The organism is Microcoleus sp. FACHB-SPT15 (assembly GCF_014849525.1).
Classification (GTDB): domain Bacteria; phylum Cyanobacteriota; class Cyanobacteriia; order Cyanobacteriales; family Coleofasciculaceae; genus Symplocastrum; species Symplocastrum torsivum.
In genome coordinates this window covers 1-16369 of the sequence record NZ_JACJNU010000062.1, presented here as the reverse complement: position 1 = coordinate 16369, position 16369 = coordinate 1, and the positions used below count along the sequence as shown (strand labels likewise).

The window sequence follows — 16369 nt, the reverse complement described above, 5'->3', positions numbered from 1 at the left end:
CTCACTACTCAGCTTCACAGAATTTTTACATATCTGAGGTCAATAAATTATGTTTAATTGCAAATTGGCTAGTAATAGACGCTTTCTAGCGTATTGGTGGTGACCCCAACTCAGAGATATCGTAACCATTGGGATAACTCCGTACTGAGAAATCTGTGAAGAAAGCTGCTTGTTTTCGAGGTGGCAGCAGGCGTAATACTCGACCTCGGAGTTTAAGGCTCATTGCGACAAAAGAACGCAGCAGCCTTGGAGCCTGAGGAAACCCACAAGCGTCAAGAATTGTGTCATCCAGTAGCGCGTAAACAGTAGGCTTTAGCATGGGTCGAACAACGCTAGGAAACCAACTCAGGAATAGGTCGCGAGTCGCTTCACCCGTGCGGCGATTGGTATCTGAATAGCGGAAATGTTGACGTTCGTAGTCAAGGTTATAGCGTTCAAATTCTTCATAGGTTTCCGGGATGTCTTGAATATGCATCCGTTTGCCTACCTCGCGCCAGAAGTAAAATGAGGCAAGACGTTCTTGCTCACACATTTGACGCCAGCCGAAGCGGGCATTCCAACGGATTGGCTCATAAATGAAGGTTGAAAGTACATAGAGGAAGTCTTCATTAGAAATCTTGAACCGTCCATGGATAGCATTCATCCGCTCAATGGCTTTTTTCCCGCGATCGCTTTCGTAGCCCCATTTCATGATTTCTGTAGTCAGGAGTCCAGTATCGTCGTAGCGTTTCTGAGGACGATGCTTGAATTCACCCGTTTTATCCAGTAATGCAGAGATACTAGGAACGCAGAAGGTTCGCAGCAGGGCAATTTCAAGCGATCGCGTCGTATCCCAAGGAAACTCATAACCTGTCATCAGATGCATTATCTGACCATGGTCTTGCACTGGGTCTAGTTGCTGAATTTGTCGGAGATTCGCGTTACGCTTAGTGTTTCTAAATTTCAACATTCCATCCCTTTTCTTTCAATACAGATTTTGGCTCATCAAACGTGTAAATTTGGCTACCGGATAGAAACTTCTTTTTGAGTGTCAACTAAATCTAGTAGTAAATCCATTTTGATATCAATTATCTTTATTAATCTTGCATTAGATTTTTGGCAAGACCACACAGCTTTCATTACTATCAAATTAAGCCCTGATAACTGGAAAGGGTAAACATCTTTGGTACGCATGAATCATCAAGGTCTAGGTATGACCACACAAACAACCAAGCCGTTACCAATCCCATCTCATTTTGCTGCCAGCCGAGTGGGAGAAGTTTGGCGAGTGCCGTATCAGGATCGGGCAATTCAAGCGAGAGAATGGGCGCATCAGCACGGTATTCAGCCAGCGGCTGAGGATAAAACCCGTATTGGTTTGCTGTTAATTGATGTTCAAAATACCTTTTGCCTTCCCGACTTTGAACTATTTGTGGGTGGTAAGTCTGGGATGGGGGCTGTGGAGGACAATGTACGGCTATGTGAATTTATTTACCGCAATTTAGGGATGATAAGTGCGATCGCACCAACAATGGACACGCACACAGCGATGCAGATTTTTCATCCCATCTTTTGGATTAACGAGGCTGGAGAACACCCTACCCCAGCAGCGACCAACATCACTCCAGAAGCTATCCAACAAGGTATTTGGAAGGTAAACCCAGCGGTTGCCAATAGTATCGCGGGTGGCGATTACTCGAAGCTAGAAAGACATGCTTTGCACTACGTTACGCAGCTAAGTGGTGCGGGTAAGTACCCCTTAACGATATGGCCTTATCATTCCATGCTAGGGGGAATTGGTCATGCGCTAGTTTCAGCCGTAGAAGAAGCCTTATTTTTCCACAGCATTGCACGTAATAGCCAAACACGGTATGAAATTAAAGGCAATAATCCTTTAACAGAAAACTACTCCATCCTGCGCCCTGAAGTCTTAGACGGAGATGATGGATTACCAATTGCCCAGGAAAATGCCAGCTTGATTCAGCATCTGTTTGAATTTGATGCTGTCATTATTGCAGGGCAAGCGAAGAGTCACTGCGTGGCTTGGACAATTGCTGATTTGTTGATAGAAATACAAGCGAAAGACGCTAGTTTAGCAAAGAAAGTCTATTTGCTGGAAGATTGCACCTCACCTGTCGTGGTTCCGGGTGTGGTGGATTATACGGAACAGGCAGATGAGGCATTTGAGCGATTTGCTGCTGCTGGAATGCACCTTGTGCAATCAACCCAACCCTTAGATAGCTGGGCAGAGTTCCCTGTTGTGTTGGTTTAAAAAAAGAGGTTCTTCAGTACTTAGTATGCCAATTCAATATTTAATTTAAATGCACATCAGCTTAAGACGTTTTCTTTATCCAGTTTTCTCATAGCCGTTTCCAGGTCATTCGTTAGTAGTAGAGCACTTTTCTTAGCTGACTTGGTGCAGTAATCTGCCACCTTCAAGGGAGTCCCAATGCGAACGGCTGCCTCACAGCGCCAGTGGGGTAAGAGTTCGCTGTAACGGATGCTAATTGGCACAATCGCCAAATCTGTACCCGGTTTACCGGATTCCACTTGTAGGGCAATACGCGCCATCCCAGGCTTGAGCGGGTGAATTTGACCATCCTGATAGATATTGCCTTCAGGAAACATGACAAGCGCTTCGCCATTGCGAAGGAGTTCGACACCATGACGAAGACTGCTAATACCTGGATGTCTGGTATTAACTGGAAATCCTCCCATGCGCCGGATGAACCAACCTTGTAACCCTTTGACTTCGTCGGCTGAAACCATATACCGCAAGTCACGTCCTGTTTCGGGTTTTCCTGCGGCATAGGGGATGACCATTCCATCCCAGCGAGAGCGATGAGTCGGCGCTAGGATAACTGGACCCGTTTTTGGGATGTTTTCTTGCCCAGTCACTTTCAGCTTACGGAAGTAAAGCGGCATGACCACACGACGACCCAAGGGATAAAGGATTGGTGTTAACCAATGGCAAACATGGGAAGTAACGGGAGCTACTTTTGCTGAAGTTAGCGTCTTTGGAGTAGGTTCTACCTGTGTTGTCATTACTTGGGTACGTTCACGAGAGTCGAGCTGCATCATTGAGGTTCAAGTTATTCAATTACATCCTTGTCGCCACTTTTACCTTATGGTTTCTCCCTACATTGTGTCTTCCACTTAAGGACACTTCTATCGGTGTCATGAGGGAATTTGTCTCTTACTCATGGGGGAGTGGTGACGGCGCTGCGTAAACCAGGATTGCAGCTGCTGACGGCAGACAGATTCCATAATGCCAGCAATAACAGGCAACCGATGATTAGAGTAAGCACTGTCAGGAATATTGGCAACAGTTCGGATTGTGCCAGTTTTTGGATCGTCCATCCCGTAAACGAGAAGACCCAATCGTGCAAGGACGATCGCACCTGCACACATTGGGCAAGGCTCTAGGGTCACATACAGGGTACAACTGTTTAGGTGCCAGGTTTGTAGGGCTTGACCTGCTGCCCGAAGTGCGAGAATTTCTGCATGAGCGGTTGGGTCTTTGTCACGTTCTCGACGATTCTCGGCAGTTGCAATCAAATTACCTTTGGCATCAACGACAACAGCACCAACGGGCACTTCACCCGCATCACCTGCGGATTGAGCAAGTACGATCGCCTGACTCATCCATTGTCGATGAACAAGATAAGCAGCGTCATCAATCGCGGGTGGTGAATTTTCCATCCACTGCGCTAGCTAGCTGGCTGTGTTAGCAATGGGTCTAACTGACCTTTGCCATCTAACCCATAGATGTCATCACATCCACCAACATGCTGAGAGTTGATGAAAATTTGCGGCACACTTCGTCGCCCGTTAGCGCGTTCAGCCATCTGGCTTCTGGCGGCTTCATCACCATCTATCTTATATTCCGTGTAGTTAACTCCCTTCCACCAGAGTAATAGCTTCGCTCGGATGCAGTAAGGGCAGGTTTGCCAAGTGTAAATTTCAACGTTGGCTTTGATGCGTTCTGGATGACGTCCTAGAAGAGGATTGAGAAAGTCCAGCATTTTCGTTTTCTTAAGATTCTATGTACTTTATCAAGAAATTGGGTTTAAAACCCCGTCCTTCTAGGACGGCTTTTGAGTATCTTTTCTAGCCATTCGCTCTATAACATCACTCAAGCTATTCGCGCCTAACGCTTGCTGCTGAGATTTTAGCCATTGAATCGCCGTATCGGTTAGCGTCATTGTAAATCTTTTCTTGGATTCACCGTAAATTGTCTGTTTAGGCATCTTTGACACTTTCTATATACTCATATACAATATGAGTATACACCATTGAAAGGTCGAATCAATGCTAGTCCTAGAGTACAAAGTAAAAGCAAAGTCTAACCAATACAAGGCGATCAAAGAAGCTATCCGTACAGTTCAATTCATTAGAAACAAATGTTTGCGATATTGGATGGATGCTTCCAAAAATACCAAAATTGACCGCTTTGCTTTGAACAAATATTCAACAGAACTACGCAATGAATTTAAGTTTGTCAAAGATCTTAATTCAATGGCGGTACAAGCTTCTGCCGAGCGGTCGTGGCTAGCCATTAAGCGTTTTTACGATAATTGTAAAGCCAAGAAACCTGGACATATTGAATTCCCTCGTTTCCAGAAAGACAACCGCTCAGTAGAATACAAAACATCTGGATGGGTGCTTCATCCAACAAAGCGACGAATCACTTTTTCTGACAAGAAAGGGATTGGTGAACTTAAGTTGTTAGGAAAATGGGATATTCACACGTTTCCAGTTAAGTCTATCAAACGGGTTCGGTTAGTTCGTCGTGCTGACGGATATTACTGTCAGTTTTCTCTCAATGTTGATTGCGTTGACACTCAGCCTAAAACAGGAAAAAAGGTTGGCTTAGATGTTGGTCTTAATTCGTTTTACACTGATTCAGACGGACATCAAGAAGATAATCCTAGATTCTCACGTAAAGCCGAACCTAAGATAAAACACTGTCAACGTCGCATTTACAGTAAGGAAAAAGGTTCATCAAATCGCCGCAAAGCAAGAGCAAGATATTCCAGGAAGCACTTAAGAGTAAGTAGGCAACGGGAAGAATACGCTAAGAGACTAGCGCGTAACGTATGTTTGTCTAACGACATAATCGCCTATGAAGACTTGAGAATTGCGAACATGCTCAAAAATCATTGTCTAGCTAAGTCAATTACTGATGCAAGTTGGTATCAGTTTAGACAATGGATTGAGCATTTCGCTAGGAAGTTTGGAAGGTTAGCTGTTGCTGTTCCACCTCAGTACACAAGCCAACAATGCAGTAAATGTAAACGTGTCGTCAAAAAGTCTTTAAGCACTAGAACTCATGTTTGCATCTGTGGTTGTGTTTTGGATCGAGATGAGAATGCGGCAATCAATATTTTGCTCAAAGCAATTGAAATATTGCTAAAAGCAAAAAATACCGAAGGGCATTCGGAAATCAACGCTTCAGGAGTTGGAACCTCTACGCTACTTGGTGCAAGCCTGGTTGAGCAAGTTCTGACGGTGAATGAAGAATCCTCATGCCTTGATTGCTGAGGAGTGTCAACTAGCTTAGTTTCCGATACGAAACGAGCAACATCAAGCCCTGAGTGGGATAAGATTGCGAGAATCAGCAAAACCTCAGTATGGTGGTTACTCACTTAATTGAGCGATCGCTTACAGATCAAGAGGTTTTGGGGTGAAATCGAATAGGACTAGCCGTTACACCGCAAAATCCTTATTCTGGATGAGTGAAAGCAAGTGCTAACCAAAGCGCTGGGGGAAAGAGCGAGAGATGGGACGAATATTTATTTCTGCCGGTCATGGTGGTATTGAACAAGGGGTTCCAGATCGAGGGTCAGTTTCTGGTAATTTGACTGAGGCCCAAGAGATGATTTTGCTGCGTGACCAAGTGGTTCCAGAGTTGCGATCGCGGGGATTTGAAGTGCTGTCTGTCCCTGATGACCTAAATTTAAGTCAAACAATTCAATGGATTAACTCCCGTGCTCGTCCCGGCGACGTGGCATTGGAAATCCATGCCGATGCCTATTCCAATCCCAGTGTCCGAGGCTCGTCTGCCTTCTACATAGCCAACAATACCGAGCGAAAAACTCATGCTGACTTATTGCTGACTGCTCTGTGGCGACGCCTTCCTCAACTTCCTAACCGAGGAGCCAAACCAGACACAGCTACAGGTCTTGGGCGCATCGCCTTCTGCCGCGACACAGTTCTCCCTTCTATCCTGATGGAAGTTGGGTTTATTAGTAACCCAGACGACCGATTCTTAATTCAAAACCGACGCCGCGACATGGCTTTAGGCATTGCTGATGGACTTGCCGCTTGGAGTCGTGCTGTCTCAGGTACAGGGTCAACCAATGACACAAGTGTTACTTATCCAACAATCAATATCAAGATTAATAATCAGACTTACGGAGAGCGGGGCATTTTAGTTAATAACAATTCCTATGTTCCTATTGACTTGGTAGATCGGCTGGGAATTGATCTAACAACTGCCCCAAATGTTCGCCGTGTTCAATATGGGGGCGTGGTATATGTTCAAGCGATCGCACTGCGGGATTACAACATCTCTGTTAGCTGGGATAATACCAGTCGTACAGTAACGTTACGCTCGATTTTACAATTTTGTCCCGGTCAGATAGACCGGATTATGGGGCAGGGTAGCACCTCAGAAGTGCAACTAATGATGTTCCTCAAAGCCAATAACGAGAATGCCCTAACCCAGTTTCCCGACTTACCTAAGCTCTATCGGGAAGAGGCAGCAATTGAAGGCGTGAACTATGACATTGCCTTCTGTCAAGCTTGTGTTGAAACCGACTTCTTACGCTTTGGCGGCGACCTTAAGCCGAGTCAAAATAACTTTGGTGGCTTAGGCGGGGTTGGTGATGAGCCTGATGGAGCAACGTTCCCCAGTGCAAGGCTTGGTGTTCGCGCCCATGTCCAACAATTGAAAGCCTACGCCAGTTTAGAACCATTGGTGCAAGAACAGGTTAGCCCTCGGTTTCGCTTTGTCACCCGTGGAATTGCACCTTTAGTTGAGCAGCTAAGTGGACGTTGGTCAGCAGATTTACAGTATGGTGCTAGGATTTTAGCGGTTATCCGACGTCTATATGAGTCAGCGGGCTTGCTCTAGTTAAGTTTTTGGCTACCAGTTATGGCAAAAGGTAGAAGGCACACAGCAGAGGGCAAAAGGCTTTTATGTTTATTACTAGTACGTGGTTGTTTGGGTCGTTAAATCAGTCCTAATCTTTATCGAGACAGCTAGATCAGCTCTTACAACCAACAACCAACAACCAACAACCAACAACCAACAACTAATAACTAACCACTAAGCCGTTTTGAAAAAACGGATAATTTCGCGAACGTGGTCGAGAAATTGTCCATCAGTACTCAGTTGTGCGATCGCTTGTCTGGCTTCCCTAGACAAACGCTCGTGCTGAGCTTCATTAGTTGCTCGTAGTTCTTCAAAGGATGCGCTGATACGAGCTAATTCTTTGCGAGTTTCTTCCTGGTATCGTTGCTGAGTGGCTACCCAAGAGTAGGGTTCTTCTGGATCGAGTTGTTCTTCAATACGCTTAACCGTTTCTTCCAGGGTGTTAAAACGACCACGCAGTTCCCAAATATCTTCTCTGGGATAAGTAAACTCTTGCCGAATCATTGCCAAACGAGTAGCAAGATATTCATAAGTTCGCACGGCTGGACGCAGGATGGTTAAAAGTAATGCCGCACCAGAACTAATGTAGCCAACGGCACTAATACCTGTTGCCGCAAGAGTGTAGAGTCCAACGGCTGAAAGCAGATGTAAGGCAATGGCGACAAGAAGCGATCGCTTTGCGACAACCTTGGCATACTGGACTTGCTTTTCATCAATTGCAATTCCTTTCTCGTTTGAGGTTGCTGCTTCGTCTAAAACTGCCTTAGCTTCAAAGTGGATATTCCACGGTACTGTGACAATTACCAGCAACCACTCAAAAATTGCTACAGCTATTACCCAATCGAGGAAGCTACCTGCTGGTATATGCAACCATTGCAATATCCCATAAGCCAGCAAAACCAAAACGCCTATTCCGAAACTGAACCCGATGAAGTTGAAGTACATTTATGTCAGTCTCCTCTTGAAAACTTCGCTTCAATCCTGACTGGGGGTTGCTGTTGTCGCTAGGTCGTTTGTGATGGTTGTTAGAGCTTCACATCGATTAGGGTCGATACCGACTTTTAGAGGAAAGCGATCGCTCACCGACTAAGCAACTCAAACCTAAGCTGTATATGAGCTAACGCTAAAGCCTCTGCCAAAACTTCTGTGCTTGGGAAGTAGACATTTCCCAGAACTGTCACACTACTACAACTAACGCCTAGCCTTCATAAGGAAGCTAGGCGTTACGCACAAGTCGTGTTTACAAGTGCCTATTCTGAGTCCTAGTCAAAAATATTCTTAATTTTGTCAATCAGGCTTTCGGAAGCATCTTCTGCTTTGTCACCTGCACCACTGATGCTATCTTTGGCATTGCCAACTGCTTGTTCAGCCTGACCTTCCGCTTGCTTGAGCGCACCCTCTGTTTGTCCAGTTACTTTGCCAACTGCACGTTGAGTCTTGCCAATTACCTCATCAGTTGCGCCTTCTGCTTTGTACTGAGCCGCTTCTCGATCAAGTTTGTCTAGCCCTTCTTCAACCGGATTGCGAGCGATGGTGAACGTTGCTTCTGGTAAGAAAGAGGCTGCTTGTTCAGAAGCGATCGCTTGAGGCACAACTGGCAAGAGCCAAATTAATGTTGGGAGTAAACAAAACGATATTAGCCCTGGAAAAATTCTCCTTGTTATTTTTTTCATCAAAGTGTTATTACGCATGGTGAGGAATCTCTTAAGATTGCCCTCATTCTGTCCCTATCTTGCACGGCTTTCAATGTATCTATGGGCAGATTTACTCGTTGAGTGTTCCTCATGAGTTTCGGATACAACAGCCTCTCAGCAATATGTTTAGGACATTACCCTAATACCAAGCTCAGGAATTTTCTCACAATTCATAAAGTAGAGGAAGATCTGATTTCTAAGTATGAGAAGTTTAATTAAATCCCACTTCTCAATCTTCTAGCTCATCCAAGTGTTCTGCAACAGAATGGTAAAGATCGAGAACATGATTGTCCTGAAGACGATAGAAAACCTTGCGACCTCGCTTGTGATAGCGTACTAGTTGCATGGTTCGCAAAGCCCGTAGTTGATGAGAAACCGCTGATTCGCTCATCTCTAGTGCTGCCGCTAAGTCACAAACACAAAGCTCTTTAAGCGCTAGCACTGAAACAATCCGCAAGCGGTTTGTATCACCTAGGAGGCTAAAGAATTCTGCCATTCGCTGGGCTTTTTCAGTGCTGAGGATTTGATTCTGGAACTGCTGGACATCATCAATTTCAACCGGATGTGGCGGATGACAATTGAGAGGATTGAGTTCCTCTAGGGGAATGACTGTAGCCCCTTGATCTGAGAGTTGGGCTGACATCTTGTTTTTGTGTGTGCAGACTATGGCTGTGCCACCTTATGGTAACGAATGAAAATGATTAACGTTTTCAGTCCCTTGAATATAGTTGTGGTCTGAAGCTCTTCTCAAGAGTCAGGAAAGTCAGCCCATCCTTAGTAATGTGCAAGAACAGGCTGATTGGGGCTTTAACCGCAGCTACAACCTTGATGGCTGCACCCTTTACCATCAGCATGATTGTTGGCACAAGCCTCACCACAGTAATATTTGCCGTCCTTTTCCACAGCATCATTAGTAGAAACGACACAGAGGCAAGATTCACAAGCACATTTCATTCCAGTTACGGTAGTCATGATTTTTTCCTAATCCAGTTCTCTATTAAAGGCTAACATATGAACATACGTTCAGGTATTCTTTAAGTTAATCTTTAACATCCAACCCCAAAAATCACAGGCTTCGCCTTACTTCGCGATCGCTTCTGGATCAGCAACGGTGAAGTCATTAAAATTAAAATTGTGCTTGCCAATACCTAGTTAAGTTTGCTACCTTAGTTAAGCGCTGAAGATAACAAGCCGGGATAGCTCAGTTGGTAGAGCAGGGGACTGAAAATCCCCGTGTCGGCGGTTCAAGTCCGCCTCCTGGCATACGTGTTTGTACAGTGACTAATTATTTGTCATCAGTGACAGATTAATGTCGTCGGGACAGATTATATGTCATTGTGACAAATTAATGTCGCTGAAGTAGCAGTGACAAATTAGTGTCATTGATTATCTACTCATCAATTTTCAGTCCTCTGCTCCTTTCAATCCACCATTAATGTTAAACAATAGGAAAACTAGGCTTGTCCCTTAAGAAGCGTAGCATTTTCAACCCACCCCTAGTTGGGATGGTCGTTGAAACTTCCCGTTTTTCCGCTTCCTCAGCTTGTCGTTTATAGCTTTCAACCCACCCCTTGCACAAGCAATGTTGCTTCTGCCTTCTTGCACTAGGACTAGTGGTTTTTCCGGATTGGGTAAGGGTAGTGTCGGATAAAGAAGAACTAGATGCACCCTTGATCGACCCCCCTCAGTTTCCCACTGAGGGTTTTTTATTATTGTTTGTGGCGATCGCAAATCCTACAAGGTTGCGTTCAAATATGTAAATCAGGCTCAACCAACAAGGCAAGCCGCGATCACTCAGTATCATCGACATAGAACGTCACTGACATGAAGGGGGCAGTGAAGATGAAATAGATTACCCCAGCTCCCAGAAGTGTTACGGCAATACTGAAGAGTACTACCCAACGGCTTGTGGGTTCATAGGTGTCTTCATCGATCGCATTCCTAATCGAGAAGTAATGCAGGGTTGAGAGCAATACCGTCATCAGACCTACTACTGTGAAGAATAAACCCAACTTCCAGCCATTACCCGGACGAGGCAGTTGGGGAATTTGAAAGTAACGTAGACGCACAATGACGACACCGAAACCCATAAGCGAGATCGCACTACGCATCCAGGCTAAGTAGGTGCGCTCATTGGCTAGATGATCTCGCACCCGCGACGAATTCTGTCGCCCTTGTTTATTTGTCTGACTCACCACTCACCCTCTAAACCATCCAACGTATCTTTAGTAATGGGTTGTACTCGCTTAAATTTCGTAGTGCCAGAACGGCGACTTGTCATGCAGAACAATTAACTTGCGCGGGAGACGCTCAATAATGCCTTGGTTCTCAAAATCCTTGAGAAGTCGCGTCACCGTCACTCTCGTCGTCCCAATGATTTCAGAAAGTTCTTGATGAGTTAAACGTAGCTCTATCCGTTGTCCTCTCTCGACTTCCTGACCAAACTTGTTTGCCAGCCAAATCAATAATCGCAAGAGCGAAGTTTCAACCGAGCGGCAATGCAAAATCTCCAAAAACTCTTGAAATTGCTGAATATGTTTGATTAGAACATCATTGACCTGATACCACCTATCAACAGGCAGTAAGGTTGCCTCTACAGCAGTAAGGCATTCCATTTGATAAGGGTCAGCCTTTGATAGCACCCGCGATACAACATCCCCTGCCCCCCACAAACCCAGCGTCACATTTGTTCCATCTTCCAGCCAAGTTGAAGTGCGAACCACTCCACTCTCAATTTGCCAGAGATAATCCCGCCCTAAGGGTAGTAGAGAGCGACGCGGAAATTGACTGCGTTTAAGCTCAATAGTCCCTGCCGATAAGTATCTATAAGCCGTCATCTCACTCATCCTGATTGTGAAAAACCCTTCACCGCATCAAATCCCTATCAGTCGTCAAAGATGGGTTGAAGGAATTTTACCAGTAAAATACTTTATCTCGATAGGGAAAGTGTAGTTTAAGATAGAAAAGCTAAGAATTCTATTGGTTGCTGACTGTTCCGGAAGTCTCGTTAACCATTGACGGCAGCACCGCGTTTCTGAACAGACTCCTTTGCAGGATGGGCTTCAAGCCGCCTTATTGTTAGTAGTGTCTCAATGAAACAACCCAACAAACTCAGGCTAGTCTCTTATCTTGCTCCGAATATGTTTGGATTCTATCAGGCCGTCGGAGCCTACTTGAGCCGTGTTTTCGATGTAAAAATACAGCTAGAGCAGAGTCAGTATGACCCTCTCGAAGACCCGATACTGCTAAATAATCAACTCGATCTTGCCTTTATCTGTGGCTTGCCGTTTGCACGACATCACCAAGCTAGCAGCTACCAACTGCAAGCGCTAGTTGCGCCAGTAATGCAAGCAACACGCTATCAAAACCGCCCTGTTTACTTCTCCGATATCATCGTCAAGGTTGATAGTGATGTCATGAGCTTTGATGACTTAGCGGGAAAAACGTTTAGCTACAATGACTTGGGGTCGAATAGTGGTTACAACTTAGTACGCCAACGACTAATTCAGGCTGGCTATCCTAGTCACTTTTTTGGCAGCCTTGTCCCTTCCGGCTCACATCAGCGATCAATTAGACTAGTAATCGAAGGACTAGCTGATTGCGCTGCAATTGATAGCACTGTCTTAGAGCAGGAACTCCGCGATTCTCCTGAATTGTCTCATCGTTTACGGGTAATTGATTCAATTGGCCCCTGCCTCGTGCCACCTGTAGTAGTAGCACAGCGCCTTGGTAAAGCCTTCATTGATTCGCTACAGTCTGCATTAAGCAAGCCGGATACAGAACTCCAATCCGCAATGAAGCGATCGCAGATACAGCGCTATGTTCCTGTAAAGTCTGAAGATTATGTTCCCCTCGGCAGCATGTACGATGCAGCGATCCAAAGAGGTTATGAACGAATCGGCTGAAGCGATGGGTAGTAAGCGTTCTTTGAGCAAGATTTTCTTTCTATAACTCAAAGCCTATAGTTCTCTTCACAATATGGCGAAATTACTGATCGACGCCTCTTTAGTACAGTACCTTGCAAGTTAAGGTTTATTTCTTCGTCCTACGGTGGGTGTATGTTGAGACCAATTGCCGTAATATCAAATCTAATTAATTACCATTCCAGCCTAGTTCAAGCTGCCGGTTCAACTTGGCAACTGTTTGGAAGGATATGGAGTATCACACTTTGAAGCGTAAAAAGCGAGTTAAAAATTAACGTCTACTCTTAGTAGGAGGAATAATCCGTATGTCTGTGTTTTTCGTCGTTTCAGTAGCTATTTTAATAATATCTGCCTATATTTTTAAACATTCAGCAGATGAACTTTCCTATCTGGCGGCGGCGATTTCAGGGGTTAGCTTACTGATAAGTTTGATCTTAGCACCCTGGCCAATTCAGTTATTGCTTTTAATACTTGTCCTGTTAAGCAATAGACAACAAGCACTGCCTTCTGATTATCTAGTTGAACCTCAAGAAGAGGAAAAAGCTAAATTAACTTATCGTGGTGTCAGCTATGAACCTACTCCTCCTCCAGTGGATGTAACTGAGGCTGAGATGACAGGAAAATATCGAGGTCAGTTCTGGAAAACTCGCAACTTAGTAAAAACATCTGAGGCTCAACCGCCCTCAACTCCAAGCGATTAGTGGCTAGCGTTGGTCGTTAGTAGCGAACTGCCCTGGAGCCTCCTACTCTTCTGCCTTCTTGCACTAGATCTTAATTTAGGCTGATTAAACGGCTTGCCGCATTATCTCAATGCTGAACCCTGGTTTGTGAGACTTCACAGTTAATCCACGCTGAATTGAGGGAACATAGCGACGGGAGGTGAAACGCTTTTCCAAAAGATAGAGTGCTTCACGATTCTGTTCAGCACGTAACCATGCATCAAGATACACTTGCTCAAATAAATCCCGTTGGGCGTGACTGCCGCCAATCTCATGTAGACGCAGCAACGTTGGTCTGAGGTAAGCGATCGCATTTTCCCATTCTTGCTTTGCATAAGCGACTATTCCTTGAGCCGCTGGCACCACAACCTCAGCCCAAGTTTTTTGAACATAGGACTTCACGTTCTTTGCATGAGCTTGCATACTCAACAGCATTTTGTTCACCAGTTCCGTTTGAGATGCTCGTGCTAGGGCGTAAACATAATGTAAATCTTGGAAAGGGAGGGAATGTTCATGGATTCTAGCGGTGAGATAAGGTACCAGTTCCTCCCAACGCTTGCCAATATCTACTCCTCTCAACTCTAGCCGCAGCAGTATCTGAATTGCACCGATTTGGTCTTTAGGAGATTCTTTCCACGCCTGACCCCAGATGTGGCTATCGTAAAGTTCCAGCACTTTTGGAAAATTTTCCTGTTCTAGGTAGTAAAGGGCAATGTGCCACCAGTTATGCGTGTACAGCATTGAATTACAGTTTTCCCACGTCTGTGAAAGGCTCTCCATCCAGGCAATCCCTTCCTCCAGCCGTCCCTGAGTTTCCATGACATGAGCTACAGCATGGTGCGCCCACGGGTCATTCCGATTCATTTGGGTTGCCCGTCGTCCGGCTTCTTCTGCTTCACTGAGATGATGGCACTGTTCTAAACCGAAGGCAATCATACCGTGTAGGTAGTGATTTTCAGGATTCGCAGATAAAACGTTTTGAGCAATTTGCAGCAAGCTTTCTTTATTGCCAAGGTAGAAGTAATGGTACTGAGCCATCTGGACGGCAACTAAGTCACGAGGATATGTAGAGGCGATCGCTTCGAGGTGGGCAATGGCTTGATCAACTCTACCTGTTTCCCAAGCAACAACCGCTGAGATATATAATTTTTCCCGCTCAGTGGTAGAAGCTTGGTAGGTTTTGGCAGCGTTGAGATAAGGCACAGCTTGACGACGAGACTCTGCACTTTCATGGGAGAGGTAAAACGCAGCCGCATGAGCATTTGCGATCGCACAGGTTGGGTCTGCCTCAATTCCTTGGAAAATAGCTACTGCATCCTTACCATAGGCTAGCGCCTGGTCAGTGTAGCGATTAATTGCTGCGATCGCTTCTGGTGAATCGGTTGAAACATCTAGCCCTTGCGAGTCTTGTAACATGTTGTCTCCCTCAGATTGATTGGCTGTGCGCTCAATTATGACGATTGGCTGGAGCTATCTTTAATCTACTGTAACTTGATAGGGTTACTGTACTTACTGAAAGTATTGCACAGCCCTAGACCAACGGCAAGCGCTGGCAAGGTAGAAGTGGTCAGAGTATCCGGTAGGACAGTGGCAATAAACTTTGTTGGTTTAAGTAGATTAGGGATTAGCCAAGGTTTCCCAGCCCCCAATCCCCAATCCGTTTAATCTTGCCTACATGCTTAGTAGTTAGTTGCAACGAACAACACGATTTCCCGTATACGTCTTGCTCCTATTTTCATTGAATCAAGCAGCTTGGGTAGGCCTTCTATGATGAAATTTAGATCGAGTTCCTCAGCTAAGTTTTGAATTTCAGGAGTTAATTGAGGATAAGTAGTTCGGTAAAGTTCTAGACAACTGTCTCAAACTTTTGCAAAAAATATCGTACATTATCCGGAAGGCTACAATCTCTTTGAGTAGCTTAGATGTATGTTTTCAGAGATGATATGTATCTAATTTTAGTCTCCGATTGGATATCCGAGCCTCTTACAGCATAAGGCTGATAAAAGATAACTGTAGGTTAATAGCTGAGAAACTACAGCAACCTACAAGTGAGATACTATCGTTGAACTTACCAAAAAATCGCTCAAACTAACAGCATCAACCCTATGACTACTCGAACTCAAGGCTACGGATGGATTCCTGATACACCTGATCCAAGGGACATAAAATACTCCGCTCCACAAGCCGTTGTTTTTTATTTGCCTCCAAAAGTAGACCTCCGGACACAGTTACCTCCCGTTTATGCACAAGGTTCTATAGGAAGCTGTACAGCACAATCTATTTGCGCGGCGTTTCATTTTTGTCAAATGAAACAAAAATTATATAACTTTGCACCAAGTCGATTATTTACTTACTACACCACTAGAGATATTGAAGGAAACGTTTACGAAGATAGTGGTGCAATGCTAAGAGACACTATCAAATCTATCAACAAGTTTGGAGCTTGTCCAGAATCGATTTGGCCTTATGATATTGCTAAATTCACGCTGAAACCCACGGTAACTTGTTACGATACCGCTAGTAGACCTGAAGGGGTGACGAGTAAGCTAAAAGCTTGATGAATCAAGGTTTCTCCTCCATTGCTCGACACAAAGATATCAGCTTATTGACAGGCTTGTTGAGAATAGATGTCTCGCCGCCGCTGTTGATGAGAATGATAATCATATCTGGGGGAAGGAAGGGCAAGGTACACCTTGCCCTTCCTTCATAGTTTTTTAGAATCCCGCTCAAACTTTCATGGTAAAAAAGAGCGGTTCATTGTTTTTAACGAAACCGCTCAAATAAAAAATGCTTCCCGAATTGTATCTCACAACTCTTGAGAGCCAACTGAGTGCATCTCAATTGCTGACCTTAGAAATGCTGGTATGGCTGTTGCAGTTCCATAAACAGATACGA

Annotated in this window: 18 protein-coding genes and 1 tRNA gene; 7 read left to right on the top strand and 12 right to left on the bottom strand. The window is 44.9% G+C overall.

Annotated features, from left to right (window positions below; translation table 11 throughout):
* Positions 1-85: 85 nt before the first annotated feature.
* Complete coding sequence (locus tag H6F98_RS24510) at positions 86-949, bottom strand: oxygenase MpaB family protein (protein WP_192221339.1); 864 nt, start codon at positions 947-949, stop codon at positions 86-88.
* Positions 950-1192: 243 nt separating this feature from the next.
* On the opposite strand from H6F98_RS24510, the gene H6F98_RS24505 reads away from it, so the two are divergent.
* Positions 1193-2251 (top strand): isochorismatase, encoded by a 1059-nt coding sequence (locus H6F98_RS24505; protein ID WP_192221338.1) that lies wholly within the window; start codon positions 1193-1195, stop codon positions 2249-2251.
* 56 nt (positions 2252-2307) lie between these two features.
* Here H6F98_RS24505 and H6F98_RS24500 read toward each other — a convergent pair whose 3' ends face one another.
* The 4 genes from H6F98_RS24500 to H6F98_RS24485 all read right to left on the bottom strand — a co-directional run bounded on the left by H6F98_RS24500 (position 2308) and on the right by H6F98_RS24485 (position 4229).
* Positions 2308-3024, bottom strand: a complete 717-nt coding sequence (locus H6F98_RS24500) for a lysophospholipid acyltransferase family protein (RefSeq protein WP_396813560.1) — start codon at positions 3022-3024, stop codon at positions 2308-2310.
* 132 nt (positions 3025-3156) lie between these two features.
* The gene (gene tadA, locus H6F98_RS24495) at positions 3157-3681 is read right to left on the bottom strand and encodes a tRNA adenosine(34) deaminase TadA (RefSeq protein ID WP_192221337.1); all 525 of its coding nucleotides are present in this window, start codon (positions 3679-3681) and stop codon (positions 3157-3159) included.
* An 8-nt stretch (positions 3682-3689) separates the two neighbouring features.
* Positions 3690-4004: a glutaredoxin 3 gene (gene grxC, locus H6F98_RS24490; protein ID WP_192221336.1), complete on the bottom strand. Its 315-nt coding sequence runs from the start codon at positions 4002-4004 to the stop codon at positions 3690-3692.
* A gap of 60 nt (positions 4005-4064) precedes the next feature.
* Positions 4065-4229: a hypothetical protein gene (locus H6F98_RS24485; protein ID WP_192221335.1), complete on the bottom strand. Its 165-nt coding sequence runs from the start codon at positions 4227-4229 to the stop codon at positions 4065-4067.
* A gap of 61 nt (positions 4230-4290) precedes the next feature.
* Here H6F98_RS24485 and H6F98_RS24480 point away from each other — a divergent pair, with 61 nt between their 5' ends.
* Together H6F98_RS24480 and H6F98_RS24475 are read left to right on the top strand one after the other, a co-directional pair.
* Positions 4291-5523, top strand: coding sequence for an RNA-guided endonuclease TnpB family protein (locus tag H6F98_RS24480; protein WP_192221334.1), 1233 nt, complete (start codon positions 4291-4293; stop codon positions 5521-5523).
* Between the two features lie 238 nt (positions 5524-5761).
* The gene (locus H6F98_RS24475; protein ID WP_192221333.1) at positions 5762-7117 is read left to right on the top strand and encodes an N-acetylmuramoyl-L-alanine amidase; all 1356 of its coding nucleotides are present in this window, start codon (positions 5762-5764) and stop codon (positions 7115-7117) included.
* A 195-nt stretch (positions 7118-7312) separates the two neighbouring features.
* Here the strand turns inward: H6F98_RS24475 and H6F98_RS24470 are convergent, their stop codons facing one another.
* The 4 genes from H6F98_RS24470 to H6F98_RS24455 all read right to left on the bottom strand — a co-directional run bounded on the left by H6F98_RS24470 (position 7313) and on the right by H6F98_RS24455 (position 9804).
* The gene (locus H6F98_RS24470) at positions 7313-8083 is read right to left on the bottom strand and encodes a hypothetical protein (RefSeq protein ID WP_192221332.1); all 771 of its coding nucleotides are present in this window, start codon (positions 8081-8083) and stop codon (positions 7313-7315) included.
* Positions 8084-8400: 317 nt separating this feature from the next.
* Positions 8401-8811 carry a CsbD family protein gene (locus tag H6F98_RS32915; RefSeq protein WP_206759674.1) on the bottom strand — a complete coding sequence of 137 codons (411 nt, stop codon included), beginning with the start codon at positions 8809-8811 and terminating at the stop codon, positions 8401-8403.
* 250 nt (positions 8812-9061) lie between these two features.
* Positions 9062-9475, bottom strand: a complete 414-nt coding sequence (locus H6F98_RS24460) for a metalloregulator ArsR/SmtB family transcription factor (RefSeq protein ID WP_192221331.1) — start codon at positions 9473-9475, stop codon at positions 9062-9064.
* 164 nt (positions 9476-9639) lie between these two features.
* Positions 9640-9804 (bottom strand): metallothionein, encoded by a 165-nt coding sequence (locus H6F98_RS24455; protein ID WP_192221330.1) that lies wholly within the window; start codon positions 9802-9804, stop codon positions 9640-9642.
* A 218-nt stretch (positions 9805-10022) separates the two neighbouring features.
* On the opposite strand from H6F98_RS24455, the gene H6F98_RS24450 reads away from it, so the two are divergent.
* A tRNA-Phe gene (locus H6F98_RS24450) sits at positions 10023-10095 on the top strand.
* 527 nt (positions 10096-10622) lie between these two features.
* Here H6F98_RS24450 and H6F98_RS24445 read toward each other — a convergent pair.
* Positions 10623-11027: a DUF202 domain-containing protein gene (locus H6F98_RS24445; protein ID WP_313929938.1), complete on the bottom strand. Its 405-nt coding sequence runs from the start codon at positions 11025-11027 to the stop codon at positions 10623-10625.
* A 51-nt stretch (positions 11028-11078) separates the two neighbouring features.
* Complete coding sequence (locus H6F98_RS24440) at positions 11079-11669, bottom strand: Crp/Fnr family transcriptional regulator (RefSeq protein WP_192221329.1); 591 nt, start codon at positions 11667-11669, stop codon at positions 11079-11081.
* Positions 11670-11924: 255 nt separating this feature from the next.
* On the opposite strand from H6F98_RS24440, the gene H6F98_RS24435 reads away from it, so the two are divergent.
* Positions 11925-12737, top strand: coding sequence for a phosphate/phosphite/phosphonate ABC transporter substrate-binding protein (locus H6F98_RS24435; RefSeq protein WP_192221328.1), 813 nt, complete (start codon positions 11925-11927; stop codon positions 12735-12737).
* 323 nt (positions 12738-13060) lie between these two features.
* A complete protein-coding gene (locus H6F98_RS24430) occupies positions 13061-13456 on the top strand; it encodes a DUF4278 domain-containing protein (protein ID WP_192221327.1) in 396 nt (131 codons plus the stop codon).
* An 84-nt stretch (positions 13457-13540) separates the two neighbouring features.
* Here the strand turns inward: H6F98_RS24430 and H6F98_RS24425 are convergent, their stop codons facing one another.
* A complete protein-coding gene (locus tag H6F98_RS24425; RefSeq protein ID WP_192221326.1) occupies positions 13541-14890 on the bottom strand; it encodes a tetratricopeptide repeat protein in 1350 nt (449 codons plus the stop codon).
* Between the two features lie 689 nt (positions 14891-15579).
* Between H6F98_RS24425 and H6F98_RS24420 the strand changes: the two genes are divergently transcribed.
* Complete coding sequence (locus H6F98_RS24420; protein WP_192221325.1) at positions 15580-16032, top strand: hypothetical protein; 453 nt, start codon at positions 15580-15582, stop codon at positions 16030-16032.
* The last annotated feature ends 337 nt before the right edge of the window (positions 16033-16369 follow it).

Bases quoted from the DNA above. Each gene is read 5' to 3' on its own strand.
- H6F98_RS24510 (WP_192221339.1), bottom strand. From the start codon at position 949: ATGTTGAAATTTAGAAACACTAAGCGTAACGCGAATCTCCGACAAATT.
- H6F98_RS24460 (WP_192221331.1), bottom strand. From the start codon at position 9,475: ATGTCAGCCCAACTCTCAGATCAAGGGGCTACAGTCATTCCCCTAGAG.
- H6F98_RS24440 (WP_192221329.1), bottom strand. From the start codon at position 11,669: ATGACGGCTTATAGATACTTATCGGCAGGGACTATTGAGCTTAAACGC.
- grxC (WP_192221336.1), bottom strand. From the start codon at position 4,004: ATGCTGGACTTTCTCAATCCTCTTCTAGGACGTCATCCAGAACGCATC.
- H6F98_RS24505 (WP_192221338.1), top strand. From the start codon at position 1,193: ATGACCACACAAACAACCAAGCCGTTACCAATCCCATCTCATTTTGCT.
- H6F98_RS24425 (WP_192221326.1), bottom strand. From the start codon at position 14,890: ATGTTACAAGACTCGCAAGGGCTAGATGTTTCAACCGATTCACCAGAA.
- tadA (WP_192221337.1), bottom strand. From the start codon at position 3,681: ATGGAAAATTCACCACCCGCGATTGATGACGCTGCTTATCTTGTTCAT.
- H6F98_RS24480 (WP_192221334.1), top strand. From the start codon at position 4,291: ATGCTAGTCCTAGAGTACAAAGTAAAAGCAAAGTCTAACCAATACAAG.
- H6F98_RS24455 (WP_192221330.1), bottom strand. From the start codon at position 9,804: ATGACTACCGTAACTGGAATGAAATGTGCTTGTGAATCTTGCCTCTGT.
- H6F98_RS24500 (WP_396813560.1), bottom strand. From the start codon at position 3,024: ATGACAACACAGGTAGAACCTACTCCAAAGACGCTAACTTCAGCAAAA.
- H6F98_RS24430 (WP_192221327.1), top strand. From the start codon at position 13,061: ATGTCTGTGTTTTTCGTCGTTTCAGTAGCTATTTTAATAATATCTGCC.
- H6F98_RS32915 (WP_206759674.1), bottom strand. From the start codon at position 8,811: ATGAAAAAAATAACAAGGAGAATTTTTCCAGGGCTAATATCGTTTTGT.
- H6F98_RS24485 (WP_192221335.1), bottom strand. From the start codon at position 4,229: ATGCCTAAACAGACAATTTACGGTGAATCCAAGAAAAGATTTACAATG.
- H6F98_RS24475 (WP_192221333.1), top strand. From the start codon at position 5,762: ATGGGACGAATATTTATTTCTGCCGGTCATGGTGGTATTGAACAAGGG.
- H6F98_RS24420 (WP_192221325.1), top strand. From the start codon at position 15,580: ATGACTACTCGAACTCAAGGCTACGGATGGATTCCTGATACACCTGAT.
- H6F98_RS24435 (WP_192221328.1), top strand. From the start codon at position 11,925: ATGAAACAACCCAACAAACTCAGGCTAGTCTCTTATCTTGCTCCGAAT.
- H6F98_RS24470 (WP_192221332.1), bottom strand. From the start codon at position 8,083: ATGTACTTCAACTTCATCGGGTTCAGTTTCGGAATAGGCGTTTTGGTT.